The organism is Mycobacterium sp. 94-17 (assembly GCF_035617725.1).
GTDB lineage: Bacteria > Actinomycetota > Actinomycetes > Mycobacteriales > Mycobacteriaceae > Mycobacterium.
The window spans coordinates 19,532-35,516 of sequence record NZ_JAPIYN010000006.1 but is presented as its reverse complement, the minus strand read 5'-3'; the positions used below and the strand labels follow the sequence as shown (position 1 = coordinate 35,516).

Annotated in this window: 14 protein-coding genes; 8 read left to right on the top strand and 6 right to left on the bottom strand. The window is 66.3% G+C overall.

All coding sequences use genetic code 11. From position 1 onward, the window contains the following. Window positions 1-60: 60 nt before the first annotated feature. From gyrA to dnaA, 6 genes are all read right to left on the bottom strand, one after another. Window positions 61-2,580 carry a DNA gyrase subunit A gene (gyrA, locus tag OQ789_RS09145; RefSeq protein WP_324685137.1) on the bottom strand — a complete coding sequence of 840 codons (2,520 nt, stop codon included), beginning with the start codon at window positions 2,578-2,580 and terminating at the stop codon, window positions 61-63. A gap of 35 nt (window positions 2,581-2,615) precedes the next feature. After that, on the bottom strand, window positions 2,616-4,649 hold the full coding sequence (gene gyrB, locus OQ789_RS09140) for a DNA topoisomerase (ATP-hydrolyzing) subunit B (protein WP_324685135.1): 2,034 nt from the start codon (window positions 4,647-4,649) through the stop codon (window positions 2,616-2,618). A gap of 257 nt (window positions 4,650-4,906) precedes the next feature. Beyond that, window positions 4,907-5,458 (bottom strand): DUF721 family protein, encoded by a 552-nt coding sequence (locus OQ789_RS09135; RefSeq protein WP_324685133.1) that lies wholly within the window; start codon window positions 5,456-5,458, stop codon window positions 4,907-4,909. Next, window positions 5,455-6,612 (bottom strand): DNA replication/repair protein RecF, encoded by a 1,158-nt coding sequence (gene recF / locus OQ789_RS09130; RefSeq protein ID WP_324685132.1) that lies wholly within the window; start codon window positions 6,610-6,612, stop codon window positions 5,455-5,457. Before recF ends, OQ789_RS09135 begins: the two co-directional genes overlap by 4 nt. Continuing rightward, window positions 6,613-7,812, bottom strand: a complete 1,200-nt coding sequence (gene dnaN, locus OQ789_RS09125; RefSeq protein WP_324685131.1) for a DNA polymerase III subunit beta — start codon at window positions 7,810-7,812, stop codon at window positions 6,613-6,615. It abuts the gene before it with no gap. 567 nt (window positions 7,813-8,379) lie between these two features. After that, window positions 8,380-9,912, bottom strand: a complete 1,533-nt coding sequence (gene dnaA / locus OQ789_RS09120; protein ID WP_324685129.1) for a chromosomal replication initiator protein DnaA — start codon at window positions 9,910-9,912, stop codon at window positions 8,380-8,382. Between the two features lie 597 nt (window positions 9,913-10,509). Here dnaA and rpmH point away from each other — a divergent pair. The 8 genes from rpmH (at window position 10,510) to OQ789_RS09080 (ending at window position 15,942) form a co-directional block, all read left to right on the top strand. After that, on the top strand, window positions 10,510-10,653 hold the full coding sequence (gene rpmH, locus OQ789_RS09115) for a 50S ribosomal protein L34 (protein WP_003874369.1): 144 nt from the start codon (window positions 10,510-10,512) through the stop codon (window positions 10,651-10,653). A 23-nt stretch (window positions 10,654-10,676) separates the two neighbouring features. Continuing rightward, a complete protein-coding gene (gene rnpA / locus OQ789_RS09110; RefSeq protein WP_324685127.1) occupies window positions 10,677-11,036 on the top strand; it encodes a ribonuclease P protein component in 360 nt (119 codons plus the stop codon). Then, on the top strand, window positions 11,033-11,380 hold the full coding sequence (yidD, locus tag OQ789_RS09105; RefSeq protein WP_324685125.1) for a membrane protein insertion efficiency factor YidD: 348 nt from the start codon (window positions 11,033-11,035) through the stop codon (window positions 11,378-11,380). The genes rnpA and yidD overlap by 4 nt, the downstream gene beginning before the upstream one ends. Further along, window positions 11,364-12,446, top strand: coding sequence for a membrane protein insertase YidC (gene yidC, locus OQ789_RS09100; protein WP_324685123.1), 1,083 nt, complete (start codon window positions 11,364-11,366; stop codon window positions 12,444-12,446). Before yidD ends, yidC begins: the two co-directional genes overlap by 17 nt. An 83-nt stretch (window positions 12,447-12,529) precedes the next feature. Beyond that, the gene (locus OQ789_RS09095; protein WP_324685121.1) at window positions 12,530-13,099 is read left to right on the top strand and encodes a protein jag; all 570 of its coding nucleotides are present in this window, start codon (window positions 12,530-12,532) and stop codon (window positions 13,097-13,099) included. Between the two features lie 70 nt (window positions 13,100-13,169). Beyond that, window positions 13,170-13,910, top strand: a complete 741-nt coding sequence (gene rsmG / locus OQ789_RS09090) for a 16S rRNA (guanine(527)-N(7))-methyltransferase RsmG (protein WP_324685119.1) — start codon at window positions 13,170-13,172, stop codon at window positions 13,908-13,910. Continuing rightward, the gene (locus OQ789_RS09085; protein ID WP_324685117.1) at window positions 13,907-14,932 is read left to right on the top strand and encodes a ParA family protein; all 1,026 of its coding nucleotides are present in this window, start codon (window positions 13,907-13,909) and stop codon (window positions 14,930-14,932) included. The genes rsmG and OQ789_RS09085 overlap by 4 nt, the downstream gene beginning before the upstream one ends. A 23-nt stretch (window positions 14,933-14,955) precedes the next feature. After that, a complete protein-coding gene (locus tag OQ789_RS09080) occupies window positions 14,956-15,942 on the top strand; it encodes a ParB/RepB/Spo0J family partition protein (RefSeq protein ID WP_324685115.1) in 987 nt (328 codons plus the stop codon). Window positions 15,943-15,985 lie beyond the last annotated feature (43 nt).

Sequence of the window (15,985 nt, the reverse complement as noted above, 5' to 3'; positions counted from 1 at the left end):
CGCACGCGGTGGCAGTCGCATTATGTCTGGTCGCGCCGAGTCTAATTGCCCGATTATCGGCTAACCGGCCGACTCCGCGGACCCCTGGCTTTCCTCGACGACTTCGTCCGCGTTTTCTTCGGCGTTGCGGGCGATGGCCAACAGCGTGTTCTCTTCGCCCAGGTTCATCAGGCGCACGCCCTTGGTCTGCCGCCCCGCCTTGCGGACCTGGCCTGCCGCAGTGCGGATGACGCCGCCTCCCGAGGTGATGGCGTAGAGCTCGCTGTCGTCATCGACAATCAACGCACCCACCAGCCTGCCACGCCGGCGGTCGTACATCACCGTCAGGACTCCCTTGCCGCCGCGGCCCTGCACCGGATACTCCTCGATCGCCGTGCGCTTGGCGTACCCGCCCGACGTCGCCACCAGCAGGTAGGTGCCTTCGCGAACGACGTTCAGCGACAACAGGTTGTCGTCGGCGTTGAACCGCATGCCCTGCACGCCGGAGGTGGCGCGGCCCATCGGGCGCAACGCTTCGTCGGTCGCCGAGAAGCGGATGGACTGGCCGTTGGCCGAGACCAGCAGCAGATCGTCCTCGGCGGAGCACAGCACCGCGCCGACCAGTTCGTCTTCGCCGCGCAAGTTGATCGCGACGATCCCACCCGATCGGTTGGAGTCGAAGTCGGTCAGCTTGGTCTTCTTCACCAGACCGTTGCGGGTCGCCAGCACCAGGTAGGGGGCGTCCTCGTAGCCCCGGATCTGAATGACCTGCGCGATGCGTTCCTCGGGCTGGAACGCCAGCAGGTTGGCGACGTGCTGACCGCGAGCGGTCCGCGAGGCCTCGGGCAGTTCGTATGCCTTGGCCCGATACACCCGGCCCTGCGTGGTGAAGAACAGGATCCAGTCGTGCGTGGAGCATACGAAGAAGTGCCGCACGATGTCGTCCTGCTTCAGCCCGGCGCCCTGCACGCCCTTGCCGCCGCGCTTCTGGCTGCGGTACAGGTCGGTCTTGGTGCGCTTCGCGTAGCCGGTCTCGGTGATGGTGACGACGACGTCCTCGCGGGCGATCAGGTCTTCGTCGTTGACGTCGCCGTCGGCCGCGATGATCCGGGTGCGACGGTCGTCGCCGTGCTTGTCGACGATCTCGGCGAGCTCGTCGTGCACGATCCGCCGCTGCCGCTCCGGCTTGGCCAGGATGTCCTCCAGGTCGGCGATCTCGGCCTCGATCTTGGCCAGGTCGTCGATGATGCGCTGGCGCTCCAGGGCGGCCAGCCGGCGCAACTGCATGTCCAGGATGGCCTGGGCCTGGATCTCGTCGATGTCCAGCAGCTCGATCAGGCCGGCCCGCGCGATCTCCACGGTCTCCGACGCGCGGATCAACGCGATCACTTCGTCAAGCGCGTCAAGGGCTTTCACCAAACCGCGCAAGATGTGCGCGCGCTCGTTGGCCTTGCGCAGCCGGTAGGTGGTGCGCCGGATGATCACGTCGAGCTGGTGGTCGACGTAGTAGCGGATCATCTGGTCCAGGCGCAGGGTGCGGGGCACCCCGTCGACGATGGACAGCATGTTGGCGCCGAAACTCGTCTGCAGCTGGGTGTGCTTGTAGAGGTTGTTCAGCACCACCTTGGCCACTGCGTCGCGCTTGATCTCGACGACGATGCGCAGGCCCACCCGGTCGCTGGACTGGTCCTCGATGTTGGAGATGCCGGCCAGCTTGCCGTCGCGGACCTGCTCGGCGATCGAGGTGATGAAGTTGTCGTGGTTCACCTGATACGGCAGCTCGGTGATCACCAGCGACGTGCGGCCCCGCGAATCCTCTTCCACCTCAACGACTCCGCGCATCCGGATCGATCCGCGGCCGGTGGTGTAGGCGTCGTGGATGCCCTGCGATCCGACGATCAGGCCGTGGGTGGGGAAGTCCGGGCCCTTGACCCGCTCGCAGACCGCGGCCAGCGTGGCCTCCTCGTCGGCCTCGTGGTTGTCCAGGCACCAGTAGACGGCCTCGGCCAGCTCGCGCAGGTTGTGCGGCGGGATATTGGTCGCCATGCCGACCGCGATGCCGCCGGACCCGTTGGCCAGCAGGTTGGGGAACCGGCTGGGCAGCACGGTGGGCTCTTGCACCCGGCCGTCATAGTTGGGAATGAAATCGACTGTCTCCTCGTCGATTTCACGCAGCATCTCCATCGCCAACGGAGTCAGCCGTGCTTCGGTGTAGCGCATCGCGGCCGGCGGGTCGTTACCCGGCGAACCGAAGTTGCCCTGGCCGTCGACCAGCGGATAGCGCAGCGACCACGGCTGGGCCATTCGGACCAGCGTGTCGTAGATCGACGCATCACCGTGCGGGTGGTAGTTGCCCATCGTCTCGGCGACCGAACGCGCCGACTTGGCGTGGCTGCGGTCCGGCCGGAACCCGGAGTCATACATCGCATAGAGCACCCGGCGGTGCACCGGCTTGAGGCCGTCGCGCACCTCGGGCAGCGCGCGTCCGACGATCACGCTCATCGCGTAATCGATGTAGCTGCGCTGCATCTCCTGCTGAATGTCGACCGGCTGGATCCGGTCGACGGAGTCGTCGCCTGGCGGCAGCGTGGTGTCAGTCATGTATTCCTCGGGTTGGCGGAATCAGGCGGACGCCGTCAGACGTCCAGGAAGCGGACGTCCTTGGCATTACGGGTGATGAAGCTGCGGCGCGCGTCGACGTCCTCGCCCATCAGGATGGAGAACAGTTCGTCGGCGGCGGCGGCGTCGTCGAGCGTGACTTGGCGCAGCACCCGGACGGTGGGATCCATTGTGGTTTCCCACAATTCCTTCGCGTCCATCTCACCGAGACCTTTGTAGCGCTGGATGCCATCGTCCTTGTTGATCTTCTTGCCCGCCTTCTGGCCGGCCTCCAGCAGGCCGTCGCGCTCGCGATCGGAGTAGGCGAACTCGGGGTCGCTGCGCTGCCACTTCAGCTTGTACAGCGGCGGCTGGGCGAGGAACACGTGCCCGTGCTCGATCAGCGGCCGCATGAACCGGAACAACAGGGTCAGCAACAGCGTCGAGATATGCTGGCCGTCGACGTCTGCGTCGGCCATCAACACGATCTTGTGATAGCGCAGCTTGGCGATGTCGAACTCGTCGTGGATCCCGGTGCCCAGCGCGGTGATGATCGCCTGGACTTCGGTGTTCTTCAAAACCCGGTCGATGCGTGCCTTCTCAACGTTGATGATCTTGCCGCGCAACGGCAGGATCGCCTGGAACATCGAGTCGCGGCCGCTCTTAGCCGAACCACCCGCCGAATCACCCTCCACCACATAGAGTTCCGACTTGCGCGGATCCGTGGAACGGCAGTCGGCGAGCTTGCCGGGCAGCCCGCCCAGGTCGGTCGCGCTCTTGCGTCGCACCAACTCCCGCGCCTTACGCGCGGCGATGCGGGCCTGCGCCGACGAGACCGCCTTGTTGACAACGGTTTTGGCCTCCGACGGGTTGGCCTCGAACCAGTGCGTCAACTGTTCGTTACAGACCTTCTGCACAAACGACTTGACCTCGGTGTTGCCCAGCTTGGTCTTGGTCTGGCCCTCGAACTGCGGTTCGCTGACCTTGACCGAGATCACCGCGGCCAGGCCCTCGCGGATGTCGTCGCCGGTGAGGTTCGGGTCCTTGTCCTTGAGCAGCTTCTTGTCTTTGGCGTACTTGTTGACCACCGTCGTCAGCGCGCTGCGGAAGCCCTCTTCGTGGGTGCCGCCCTCGTGGGTGTTGATGGTGTTGGCGAAGGTGTGCACCGACTCGGAGTAGCCCCCGTTCCACTGCATCGCGATTTCGACCTCGTGGCCCGGTCCCTTGCCGTCGAAGTCGATGATGCTCTGCTGGATGGGGCTCTTGGTGCGGTTGATGTGCTTGACGAAGTCGACGAGCCCGCCGGGGTAGTGGAAGGTGCGGTGCTTGACCTTGTGCGGCGCAGTGGATTCCGCGGCCTTTTCCTGCGCCGACTTGGGCGCTTCGGCGGTGTCGCTGACCACTTCGTCGACGACCTCGTCCTGCTCGACCCGCTCGTCGGTGAGGTTGATCGTCAAACCCTTGTTGAGGAACGCCATTTCCTGCAGCCGGCGCGCGACGGTCTCGAAGTCGTAGTTGGTGGTCTCGAAGATCTCGCGATCGGCCCAGAACCTGATCGTGGTGCCGGTGCGCTTGGTGGCCTCGCCCTGCTTGAGGGTTCCGGGCACGGCACGGTCGTAGTACTGCGACCACTCGTGCCCGTCGCGGGCGATGTCCACCTCGAGGCGGGTAGAGAGCGCGTTGACCACCGACACGCCGACGCCGTGCAGGCCACCGCTGACGTTGTAGCCACTGTTCTCGCCGCCGAACTTGCCGCCGGCGTGCAGTTGCGTCATCACGACGTCGACGGTGGGGGCGCCGGTGGCGTGCATGGCCACCGGGATGCCGCGGCCGTTGTCCGAAACCTCGACGCTGGCGTCGTCGAGAATGCGGACGTCGACCCTGTCGGCGTAGCCGGCCATCGCCTCGTCGACCGAGTTGTCGACCACCTCCCAGATGAGGTGGTGCAGACCACGCTCACCGGTGGACCCGATATACATACCGGGGCGTTTGCGGACGGCCTCGAGACCTTCGAGCACAGTGATCGCTGAAGCGCCGTATTCGTCTTGCGCCTTTTTCTTCTGGGCAGCCACGGTCGGAATGCTCTCCTTGGGGTTTCATGCGGGCGGTTCCTCATGACCGCGACAGTCGCACCATGCCAGTCTAGCCTGATCGGCCGTCCGCACCGATTTTCTGGGCGCGTTTCTACCTAGCTAACTGCGCCGTGCGCACGATTTCTTTATTCCCGCCGCGTCCCGACGTGCGTTGAGGGGTTCCGGGTGCTTCTGGCGGATTTCAGGGGCTGTGGATGAACTCCGGTCTGGGGATCCGCGGCCGCCGTCAAGGCTTGCTAGCCGTAGGTGTCGCGCGGGCCCCGTCCGGCGATATGACGCGGCCCCTTGCGCCAGGACGGCGCGGCCGGCCCGGTGATCTTTAGCGACGTCACCACACCGTTGCCGACGGCGGCGGCGATCTTGGCCAGTAACTGCGCCTGGATCATCCGCAACTGGGTGGCCCAGGCCGTGGACTCGGCGGCGACGCTGAGCACCCCGTCGTTCAGGGCGGTCGGCGCCGCGTGATCGGCGATCTGGTGGCCGACGACGGCTGCCCAATTGCCCAGCACCGTGCCCTCGGCAACCTGCGCGGACCACCCCCGCTTCTTCGCCAGATCACGCGTCAGACGGCCCAGCGGCTGGGGATCGCGGGCATCGGGCCCGGGTCCCGACCAACTGCGGCGCCGCCCGGCCACCCGGCGCGGCGGCGTCGCCGCCCGCCCGCGCCCGGCGTCTTTGCCCTGAGCACGAGCGGCGGCCCGGGCCTCTTCCAGGGTGCGGCGGACCAGGTCGATGCCACTGAGGGCCTCCGACGGCTCGGCGGGACGGAAGTCATCCGTGCCCGTCACGGACGCATCTCCGAGACCCGGCCGGCGTCGCCGTCACGCAACTCGACATAGATCTGCCGGGCTTCCCAGCCTGCCGGAATGTCTTCCGGCACCGCCGCGGTGACCAACACCTGTTCGGCCGACTCGGCCACCGCGGCCAGCGCCCGCCGCCGGGCCGCGTCCAGCTCGGCGAACACGTCGTCGAGCAACAACACGGGTTCACTTTCTTCGGCCCGCAGCAATTCGTAAGCGGCCAGCCGCAGCGATAACGCCAACGACCACGATTCCCCATGGCTGGCAAAGCCTTTCGCGGGCTGCTCACCGAGCCACAATTCCAGGTCGTCGCGGTGGGGACCGACCAGACACATGCCGCGTTCCAGCTCCGTATTGCGGCGCGCCGAGAGCGCGGCCAGTAGGGCGGCTTCCAGGAATTCGCGGTCGGCTCCGGCGAGCTCAGCGGCTGCTTCGGCTCCCAGGCTGGATCGATAGCCGATGGAGGCCGCCCGCGATCCGGGCGCCAACAGCTGATAAGCCTTCTCGACTTCCGGGGCCAACTGGTTCGCCAGATCGATACGCGCGGCCATCAATTGGGCACCGTGCTCGGCGAGCCGGCTGTCCCAGACGTCGAGGGTGTCCAATGCGCTCGTATCACCGCGATAACGGGCACCGGAAAGGGACTTCAACAGCGCCGTGCGCTGCCGCAAGACCTTGTCGTAGTCGGCGCGCACCGCGGCCACCGCGGGGCGGCGCACCGTCGCCAAATCATCGAGGTAGCGCCTGCGGTCGGATGGGTCGCCCCGGACCAGCGACAGGTCTTCGGGCGCGAACAACACCGCGCGCAACACCCCGATGACCTCGCGCGTGCTCCGTACGGGTGAACGATTGAATCGCGCCTTGTTGGCCCGGCCGGATGCGATCTCCACATCGACCGCGCACTCCCTGCCCTCGTTGACCACGATCGTGGAGACCACCGCGCGCTCGGCGCCGGCACGGATCAGCGGCGCATCGGTTCCCACCCGGTGCGACCCCAAGGTACTCGAATACCACAGCGCCTCAAGAAGATTCGTCTTCCCAAACCCGTTCGATCCGATGAAAACCGTCCGACCAGGCTGCAAGTCGAGGTCAGCGTGTGCCCAGGACCGGAAGTCACGCAGTCCCAAATGCCGGACGTACACCTAGCCAGGCAACCGGACAGGCATCAACAGGTAGACGTAATCGGTGGGTAGCGCGCCGTACGGGCCCGACCCGGTCGGGTGGCTGTCATCACTGAGTGCCGGGCGCAGCAACGCCGGCTTGCCCGGGGTGGTGAAACCGAACGACACCCGTTCGGAATGGACCGACCCCAACCCGTCGGTCAGATATGTCGGGTTGAAGGCGATGGTCAACGGCTCCCCGACAAAATCAACGGCCAAGTCTTCCTCGGCCCGGCCGACGTCGTCGGCGCCCGCGGACAGCCGCAGGGACCCTTCGCTGAATTCCATCCGCACCTGCGCGCCCCGGTCGGCCACCAACGCCACCAGCTTGATGGCCTCGGTCAGCTCCGCCACGTCGATGGTCGCGACCGCCGTGTGCTCGGCTGGCAGCAGCTGGCGGAATTTCGGGAATTCCGCATCGAGCAGGCGCGTGGTGCTCCGCTTTCCGTTGCCGCTGATGCCGAGCAACCCGTCTTTGCCGACGCCGGGCCCCGCCCCCAAGGACAGCCGGACCTCCGAGCCGTCGGCGCCCGTCCGGGCGGCTTCGGCCAGGGTCTTGGCCGGCACCAGGACCGCGGCTTCGATATCAGGCGAGGCCGACGACCAGGTCAGCTCGCGTACCGCGAGGCGGAACCTGTCGGTGGCCGCCAATACCACCGTGTCACCCGAAATCTCCACCCTGATTCCGGTCAGCATCGGCAACGTATCGTCGCGGCCGGCGGCGATGGCCACCTGGCCGATCGCCTCGGCGAACAGATCGGCGGGCAGCGCCCCAGTCTCTTCCGGCAGCGCAGGCAACGTCGGGTAGTCCTCCACCGCCATCGTCGGCAACGAGAACCTGGCGTTTCCGCAGTGCAGCGCCACCCGGTTGCCGTCGACGTAGAAGTCGATCGGCTTGTTGGGCAATGCCCGGACGATGTCGGAGAGCAACCGCCCGGATACCAAAACGCTTCCCGGAGAAGCTATTTCGGCCGCGACCTGAGCCTCGGCGGAAACCTCGTAGTCGAATCCGGAGATCGTCAGGCCCTCGTCGGTGCCCGACAGCAGCACACCGGAGAGCACCGGCACCGCGGGTCTGGACGGCAGGTTCTTCGCCACCCATGACACCGCGTCCGCGAATGACTCCCGTACCAAGCGAAACTTCAAGTCGCTGAGGCCAGCCGTCGTCGTCGCCGCGTCCATAGCGTCCCTTCACCTACCCAGCGTTGTCGAATCCATTGGCTAGCCTCCCCCGCTAGCACGGGGCTCCGTCACGAACGCCGATGGCATGTCACACCACCGCCGACCGCAATGGCAGTCGAAGAACAACCGTAGATCCTCCGACGCCATCTTGAAAGCTAATCGCAAAGGCCGACAACCCGGGCCGATGACGGCCACGACGGGCCGAGTGCACCGTGCTTCCCCAAGCCTGTATTTCAAAGATCAAGAGATGAAGGGATATCAGTAACAGTAGTAAGGCCTGTGCATTCTGGGGACAGCACCGTCTCGGCGCAGCTAGGGCCGCGATCGGGTTGTGCATCAGGGTGTGAACGCCTGTGGGTGACATGTTGGGCGGGTGGGGACCGATCACGGTTGTGCACGCGAGCCCTGGCAATACACCGCGTTCTCAGCGCGCTGTGCACAGCCCCGCACACATGTCCTCGGTGGGGCGGGTGTGACGGACGAGCAGCAAGTTTCTCGAAAAAATTTCGGGCAGGGGCCGGCAAAAGGGCAGAAATCGTGGTTTGCGGCGTTGGGGGAGAGCGGAATTCAGCGCTTGGAGCGCTGACGGATGCGCGTGGTGAGCTCCTTGACGTGATCAAAAACCTCACGCCGCTCGGCCATCTCGGACAAGATCTTGCGTTGCGCATACATGACGGTGGTGTGGTCGCGGCCGAATGCCTGCCCGATCTTGGGCAGTGAGAGATCGGTGAGTTCCCGGCACAGGTACATCGCGATCTGGCGCGACTGGGCCAGGGCCCGGGTCTTGCCGGGACCGCGGAGTTCCTCCACGGTGGTGTCGAAGTATTCCGCGGTGGCGGCCATGATGGTGGCCGCGCTGATCTGCATGGTGCTGGCGTCGGCGATCAGATCGCGCAACACGATCTCGGCGAGCGCCTTGTCGATCGGCGTCTTGTTCAGTGAGGCGAACGCCGTCACCCGGATCAGCGCGCCCTCAAGCTCGCGGATGTTGCGTTCGATGCTGCTGGCGATGAGTTCCAACACGTCGTCGGGCACGGCCAGCCGGTCCATCTGAGCCTTCTTACGCAAGATGGCGATGCGGGTTTCCAGCTCCGGGGGCTGCACGTCGGTGATCAGGCCCCACTCGAACCGCGTTCTGAGCCGGTCTTCCAGGGTGGCCAGCTGTTTGGGCGGCCGGTCCGACGAGATGACGATCTGCTTGTTGGCGTTGTGCAGCGTGTTGAAGGTGTGGAAGAACTCCTCCTGGATGCCTTCCTTGCCCTCGATGAACTGGATGTCGTCGACCAGCAGCACGTCGACGTCGCGGTAGCTGCGCTTGAACGCGACCTTGCGGTCGTCGCGCAGCGAGTTGATGAAGTCGTTGGTGAATTCCTCGGTGGAGACGTACTTGACCCGCATCCCCGGAAAGAGCCGCTGCGCGTAGTTCCCCGCGGCGTGCAACAGGTGGGTCTTGCCGAGCCCGGACTCACCCCAGATGAACAACGGGTTGTATGCCCGGGCCGGGGCTTCGGCGATTGCCAGCGCGGCCGCGTGCGCGAAGCGGTTGGAGGCGCCGATGACGAAGGTGTCGAACGTGTAGCGGCGGTTGAGGCTTGTGCCGGCGGCCACGGCCGGGTCGATCGTGTGCGGCCGCTCGGTGAAGTAGTTGGGCCAGTCCGGCTGGTTGTCGTTGCCCGTTCCGTTGCTGTCGAGAACTTCCTCGATGTCGACGACGGCATCGTCGGCGGGGAGACCGGGGTCGGATCCTGGGAACGATTCCGCCGACGGGATCAGCGGGTCATCGACGTCGTCGGGTGGGGGAGCGATGCGGACCCCCAGCTGGATCTGCTGGCCGAGCCGGCGGCTGAGCGCGTCGGTGATGGGGGCCCGGAGGTGGCGCTCGATTTCGTTCTGGACGAAACTGCTCGGCACCGACAGCAAGGCGAAGCCCTCGACGATGGTCAGCGGCCGGACCAGATTCAGCCACGCTCGCTGCTGTGGGGTCAGCGGTGTGACAAGAGCCGTGCGGTTGGCGGCCATGCCGTCGGCGTGTTCCCCGTTGAGTTCGGAAACGACCGCATTCCACACGGTGGTGAAACTGGAACCGGGGTCATCGGACAACGACACATCTCCCTGGTTCTCGAACATCCCGCCCCGAGCCACACCCGCTTGACGACAAAGCAACTGTCCACATAGTTATGCACAGGTGTGGACAGGATGATCGTAGGTGAGCCACAACCTACCGGCGACGGCTCGCGATCTCCGCGCTGGTAGAGAACCTCGAGAGGTTGTCTAGGCAGCTAGTCGATCTACCATCCTCGCTTCGTTGTCGAGCGCTGCTTAGTCTAAAGCGACTTCGCAGAAGCTAACAGTTTTCCGTTCGGCTGCCAACAGTTCTGCTGCATTCCAACCCGGCGGTTTAGGGTGCGTGAGGCTTGCTTCGGCTCGTTATGCCAGCCATGTCCGCGGTGAGTGTGATCGAACCACAGAATCTGTGCGACGCCGCGGCGCGGCTTCGTTGTGGGAAGCCAGGTTTGACCAGGCGAAGCCTCGTCAGTACCCTCAAACAGTCGCCCGAAAGTCGGCGATGCGGCTGCGACCCGAACCACTCGGGGACCGCGCCGGCCAGCAGCACCAAGACCACCTCCGGTCGAACCGCGGACGAGTCCGATGCGCAACGTCTGAGCGGCCGGATGGCAACACAACGAGGAGAACGTCGTGGCCAAGGGCAAGCGGACCTTCCAGCCGAATAACCGGCGCCGAGCCCGAGTTCATGGCTTCCGGCTGCGGATGCGCACCCGTGCCGGGCGCGCGATCGTGTCCGGTCGGCGCCGCAAGGGCCGCCGCGCACTCTCTGCCTGATCGCCACGTCAGGTCTTTCGGCGGTGCTTTCCGCGCGCAACCGCATGACGCGCTCAATTGACTTTGACGCGACGGTGAAGCACGGGATCCGGATGGCGCAGCCCGATCTCGTCGTCCACTTCCGCCGTGGCGAGAAGGGCGACGAGATCCGGGCGCCACGCGTCGGACTGGTGGTGGGCAAGGCCGTCGGATCCGCCGTGGACCGCCACCAAGTCGCCCGCCGGCTACGCCATGTGGCCCGCACCCTGCTGGACGATCTCGGCCACTCCGATCAACTGGTGATCCGCGCGCTGCCCGGCAGCCGGGGCGCGTCGTCGGCCCGCCTCGAGCAGGAATTGCGCCGGTGCTTGCGCCGCGTGTCGGCGGCGGGGAGGACCGAGTGACAGCGGCGGCACGGGTGAGCGCGGCCACCCGTACGGGCGGAAAGACCGCCGCGCGCGGACTGATTTCTCTGATCCAGCTGTACCGGCACATGGTGTCGCCGCTCCGGCCGGCGACGTGTCGCTTCGTGCCGACCTGCAGCCAGTACGCGGTCGACGCGCTCGACGAGTACGGCCTGATTCGGGGGAGCTGGCTGGCGGCGGCCAGACTGGCCAAGTGCGGACCATGGCATGACGGCGGATGGGATCCGATCCCGGACCGCCGGGAAAGCCACGTGAATTGCCAAGATGCGAGCGACGCTCGGGAGGTCCGAGCGGCGCGAGGGGAGAGTGGATCTTTTGTTTGATTTCTTCAGCCTCGACTTCGTCTACTACCCGGTGTCGTGGATCATGTGGGTTTGGTACAAGCTGTTCGCCTCCCTGCTGGGGCCGTCGAATTTCTTCGCCTGGGCGCTGTCGGTGATGTTCCTGGTCTTCAGCCTGCGCGCGCTGCTCTACAAGCCCTTCGTGCGCCAGATCCGTACCACGCGCCAGATGCAGGAACTGCAGCCGCAGATCAAGGCGCTGCAGAAGAAGTACGGCAAGGACCGCCAACGCATGGCGCTCGAGATGCAGAAGCTGCAGCGCGAACACGGCTTCAACCCGATCCTGGGCTGCCTGCCGATGCTGGCGCAGATCCCGGTGTTCCTCGGCCTCTATCACGTGCTGCGCTCGTTCAACCGGACCACCGGAGGCTTCGGGCAGCCGCACTTGTCGGTGGCACAGAACCGCCTGACCGGGAACTACATCTTCACCCCGACCGACGTCGGACACTTCCTCGACGCGAACCTGTTCGGGGCGCCGATCGGCGCGTTCATGACGCAGCGCACCGGGTTGGATGCGTTCACCTTCTTCAGCCGCCCGGCGGTGGTTGCGGTGGGGTTGCCGGTAATGGTCCTGGCCGGCGTCGCGACCTACTTCAACAGCCGGGCATCGGTGGCGCGACAGAGCCCCGAGGCGGCGGCCAACCCGCAGACCGCGATGATGAACAAGCTTGCGCTCTACGTGTTCCCGCTCGGCGTGGTGGTCGGGGGCCCGTTCCTTCCGCTGGCGATCATCCTGTACTGGTTCGCGAACAACATCTGGACGTTCGGGCAGCAGCACTACGTCTTCGGGATGATCGAGAAAGAGGACGAAGCCAAGAAGCAGGAAGCGATCCAGCGCCGGGCGGCGAACGCGCCGGCGCCGGGAGCCAAGCCGAAGCGCAACCCCAAGGCGTCGTCGGGTAGTAACGGTTCGGAGACGCCGGACGGGGATGCCTCCGATACGGAGACGGATTCCGGCGCTGACGATGCCCCCGCGGCTGAGGCGGGCGACGGCCCGACGAACCGCACACCGCGGCCCGGGGCGCGACCGAAAAAGCGCAAGCGCTGATACGGGCACAAGAGCTATCGGGGGCCGCCCCCAACACGGCGACCCCAACTGGGCCGGGGCCCATGGAACGAGGGAGAGAAGACATGACAGACGCCGAGACCACCGAGCGCGACGTTGACGCGGAGCTCGACACACGATCGGACGCCACGGAATCCGGTGCGGAATCCGGTGCGGAGGAAACCGATGACCTGGAGGACCGGTTGGTCGCCGAGGGCGAGATAGCCGGCGATTACCTCGAAGAGTTGTTGGACCTGTTGGACTTTGACGGTGACATCGACCTGGACGTCGAGGGCAGCCGCGCCATCGTGAGCATCGATGGCAGCGACGACTTGAACAAGTTGGTGGGACGCGGCGGCGAGGTGCTCGACGCGCTGCAGGAACTCACCCGGCTCGCGGTGCACCAGAAGACCGGGGTGCGTAGCCGGTTGATGCTAGACATCGCGAGCTGGCGCCGGCGGCGCCGGGAGGAGCTGGCGGCGCTGGGCGACAAGGTCGCGCGCCGGGTGCTCGAATCCGGTGAACGCGAAGAGCTGTCCCCGATGACGCCGTTCGAGCGCAAGATCGTGCACGATGCCGTCGCCGCGGTGCCCGGGGTGCACAGCGAGAGCGAGGGCGTCGAGCCCGCGCGCCGCGTCGTTGTCCTGCGCGACTGACCGAGTTACAGCGGTGTAGTTCCCGTCCTCCCGGCCCCCGAAGGTTGAAAGTGCGCGCTCCCACCCGCGAATGTTTCACGTGAAACATGTCGGTCCCGCCGGTGCCGCGCCGGGTCCATCGAGAGAGGGCGCCGGTGGCGATAGTGCGGTGGAGGCCGTGGTCGCCATCTTCGGCGATCGACGCGAAGCGGCAGAGCGGTATGCCCAAATTCTCGCGACCGCCGGCGTGGAGCGCGGACTGCTCGGCCCGCGGGAGGTGGACCGCATCTGGAACCGTCACATACTCAATAGCGCGGCGCTGGCCGAACTGCTCGACCGTGGCGAACGCATCGTCGACATCGGCAGCGGAGCAGGCCTGCCCGGGATCCCGCTGGCGATCGCGCGGCCGGATCTCGAGGTCGTTCTGCTCGAGCCGCTGTTGCGGCGCAGCGAATTTCTCAACGAGGTCGTGAACGAACTAGGGTTAGCCGTCGAGGTGGTCCGTGGCCGGGCGGAGGAACCCGGGGTGCGCAACCGGTTCGGGGAGAGGGATGCTGCGGTGTCGCGAGCGGTTGCGTCGTTGGACAAGCTGACGAAGTGGAGCTTGCCGTTGCTGCGGCCCGCCGGGCGGATGCTCGCCATCAAGGGGGAGCGGGCCTCCGATGAAGTTGACCGATACCGGCGTGTGATGGCAGCATCCGGCGCCGCTGATGTCAGGGTGGTGACATGTGGCGCGAACTATTTGCGTCCCCCCGCAACCGTAGTTTCAGCGCGACGCGGAAACTCGCCGCACCACAAGCAGGCACGGAGCGGGAAGGCCGGAACCCGATGACTTCTTCAGGCGATTCGCCGGTAGCTCCGCAAGCGCCGGCAGACGTCCACCAGGTCGGCGCGGCCGCCGCCGCTCCGGGAAATCGGGACGGTTCGGCGCCCCCGCCGGTCGCCCCGGCGCCGGGTGAGTCGAGTCCATCGGCGAATGTTTCACGTGAAACAACGGACGAATTCGACACCCCGATCGGCGCCGCGGCCGAACGCGCGATGCGGGTACTGCACACGACCTACCCGCCGCTGCGCCGGCCGTCCCATCGCCGGGTCTTCACCGTCGCCAACCAGAAGGGTGGGGTCGGCAAGACAACCACCGCCGTCAACCTCGCGGCCGCCCTCGCGCTACAGGGACTCAGGACGCTCGTCATCGATCTCGACCCGCAGGGCAATGCGAGCACGGCGCTCGGGATCACCGACAGGCAGTCGGGGACACCCTCGTCGTACGAGGTCCTGCTCGGCGAGGTAGCCGTGCACGACGCGCTCCGCCAGAGCCCACACAACCAGCGCCTGTTCTGCATCCCGGCGACCATCGACCTGGCGGGCGCCGAGATCGAATTGGTCAGCATGGTGGCGCGCGAGAACCGGCTGCGCACCGCGCTGGCCGACCTCGACAACCTCGACTTCGACTGCGTCTTCATCGACTGCCCGCCCTCGCTCGGCCTGCTGACCATCAACGCGCTCGTCGCCGCACCGGAGGTGATGATCCCGATCCAGTGCGAGTACTACGCCCTCGAGGGTGTGTCGCAACTGATGCGCAACATCGAGATGGTGAAGGCCCACCTCAATCCGAAGCTCGAGGTGACGACCGTGGTGCTGACCATGTACGACGGCCGCACCAAACTCGCGGACCAGGTCGCCGAAGAGGTGCGCCGATACTTCGGAAGCAAGGTGTTGCGCACGGTGATCCCGCGCAGCGTCAAGGTGTCCGAGGCGCCGGGCTACAGCATGACCATCATCGATTACGACCCCGGGTCACGAGGGGCGATGAGCTATCTCGACGCGAGCCGAGAACTCGCCGAGCGCGATTGACCACCATCCGCGAAGGGACGACCATGACGCAGCCGTTACGTAAGAAGGGTGGCCTCGGCCGGGGCCTGGCTTCCCTGATTCCGACCGGTCCCGCCGAGGGCGACTCCGGTCCTGCGACGCTGGGCCCGCGGATGGGCGACGCCGCCGCCGACGTCCTGATCGGAGGACCCGCCCCACAGGACGCCGCCGCGATGGGAGCCGTCTATCGCGAGATCGCGCCGGCCGACATCGAACGCAACCCGCGCCAGCCCCGGCAGGTCTTCGACGAGGAAGCCCTGTCGGAGCTGGTGCACTCCATCCGCGAGTTCGGCCTCTTGCAGCCGATCGTGGTGCGCGCCGTCAAGGATTCGACCAGCGGCGCCCGCTACCAAATCGTGATGGGGGAGCGGCGCTGGCGCGCGGCTCAAGAGGCGGGACTGGCGACGATCCCGGCCATCGTCCGCGAGACCGGCGACGACGACCTGCTGCGCGACGCTCTGTTGGAAAACATCCACCGGGTGCAGCTGAACCCGTTGGAAGAAGCGGCCGCCTACCAACAGCTGCTCGACGAGTTCGGCGTCACCCACGATGAACTGGCGGCGCGCATCGGCCGGTCGCGGCCGTTGATCACCAACATGATCCGGTTGCTCAAGCTGCCGATCGCAGTGCAGCGGCGGGTGGCCGCCGGAGTGCTCTCCGCGGGCCACGCCCGCGCCCTGCTGTCGCTGGAGGCCGGCCCGGAGGCCCAGGAGGAGCTGGCAACCCGGATCGTCGCGGAGGGACTCTCGGTGCGGGCGACCGAGGAAGCCGTCACGCTGGCCAACCGGAGCGATGCGGCCACCCCGACCGCACCGCGGCGCAAGCCGATCCAGATGCCGGGCCTGCAAGACGTGGCCGACCGCCTCTCGACCGCCTTCGACACCCGTGTCACGGTCAGCCTGGGCAAGCGCAAGGGCAAGATCGTGGTCGAGTTCGGCTCGGTGGACGATTTACAGCGGATCATCGACGTCATGTCCCCGCCCAAGGCATGAACAGGGACACCGTGTAATTACGTCACTGTGACGCCGGGGCCGA

Coding starts and splice junctions, on each gene's coding strand:
- OQ789_RS09080 (WP_324685115.1), top strand. CDS start 14,956: ATGACGCAGCCGTTACGTAAGAAGGGTGGCCTCGGCCGGGGCCTGGCT.
- gyrA (WP_324685137.1), bottom strand. CDS start 2,580: ATGACTGACACCACGCTGCCGCCAGGCGACGACTCCGTCGACCGGATC.
- rsmG (WP_324685119.1), top strand. CDS start 13,170: ATGTTTCACGTGAAACATGTCGGTCCCGCCGGTGCCGCGCCGGGTCCA.
- dnaN (WP_324685131.1), bottom strand. CDS start 7,812: ATGGACGCGGCGACGACGACGGCTGGCCTCAGCGACTTGAAGTTTCGC.
- OQ789_RS09095 (WP_324685121.1), top strand. CDS start 12,530: ATGACAGACGCCGAGACCACCGAGCGCGACGTTGACGCGGAGCTCGAC.
- OQ789_RS09085 (WP_324685117.1), top strand. CDS start 13,907: ATGACTTCTTCAGGCGATTCGCCGGTAGCTCCGCAAGCGCCGGCAGAC.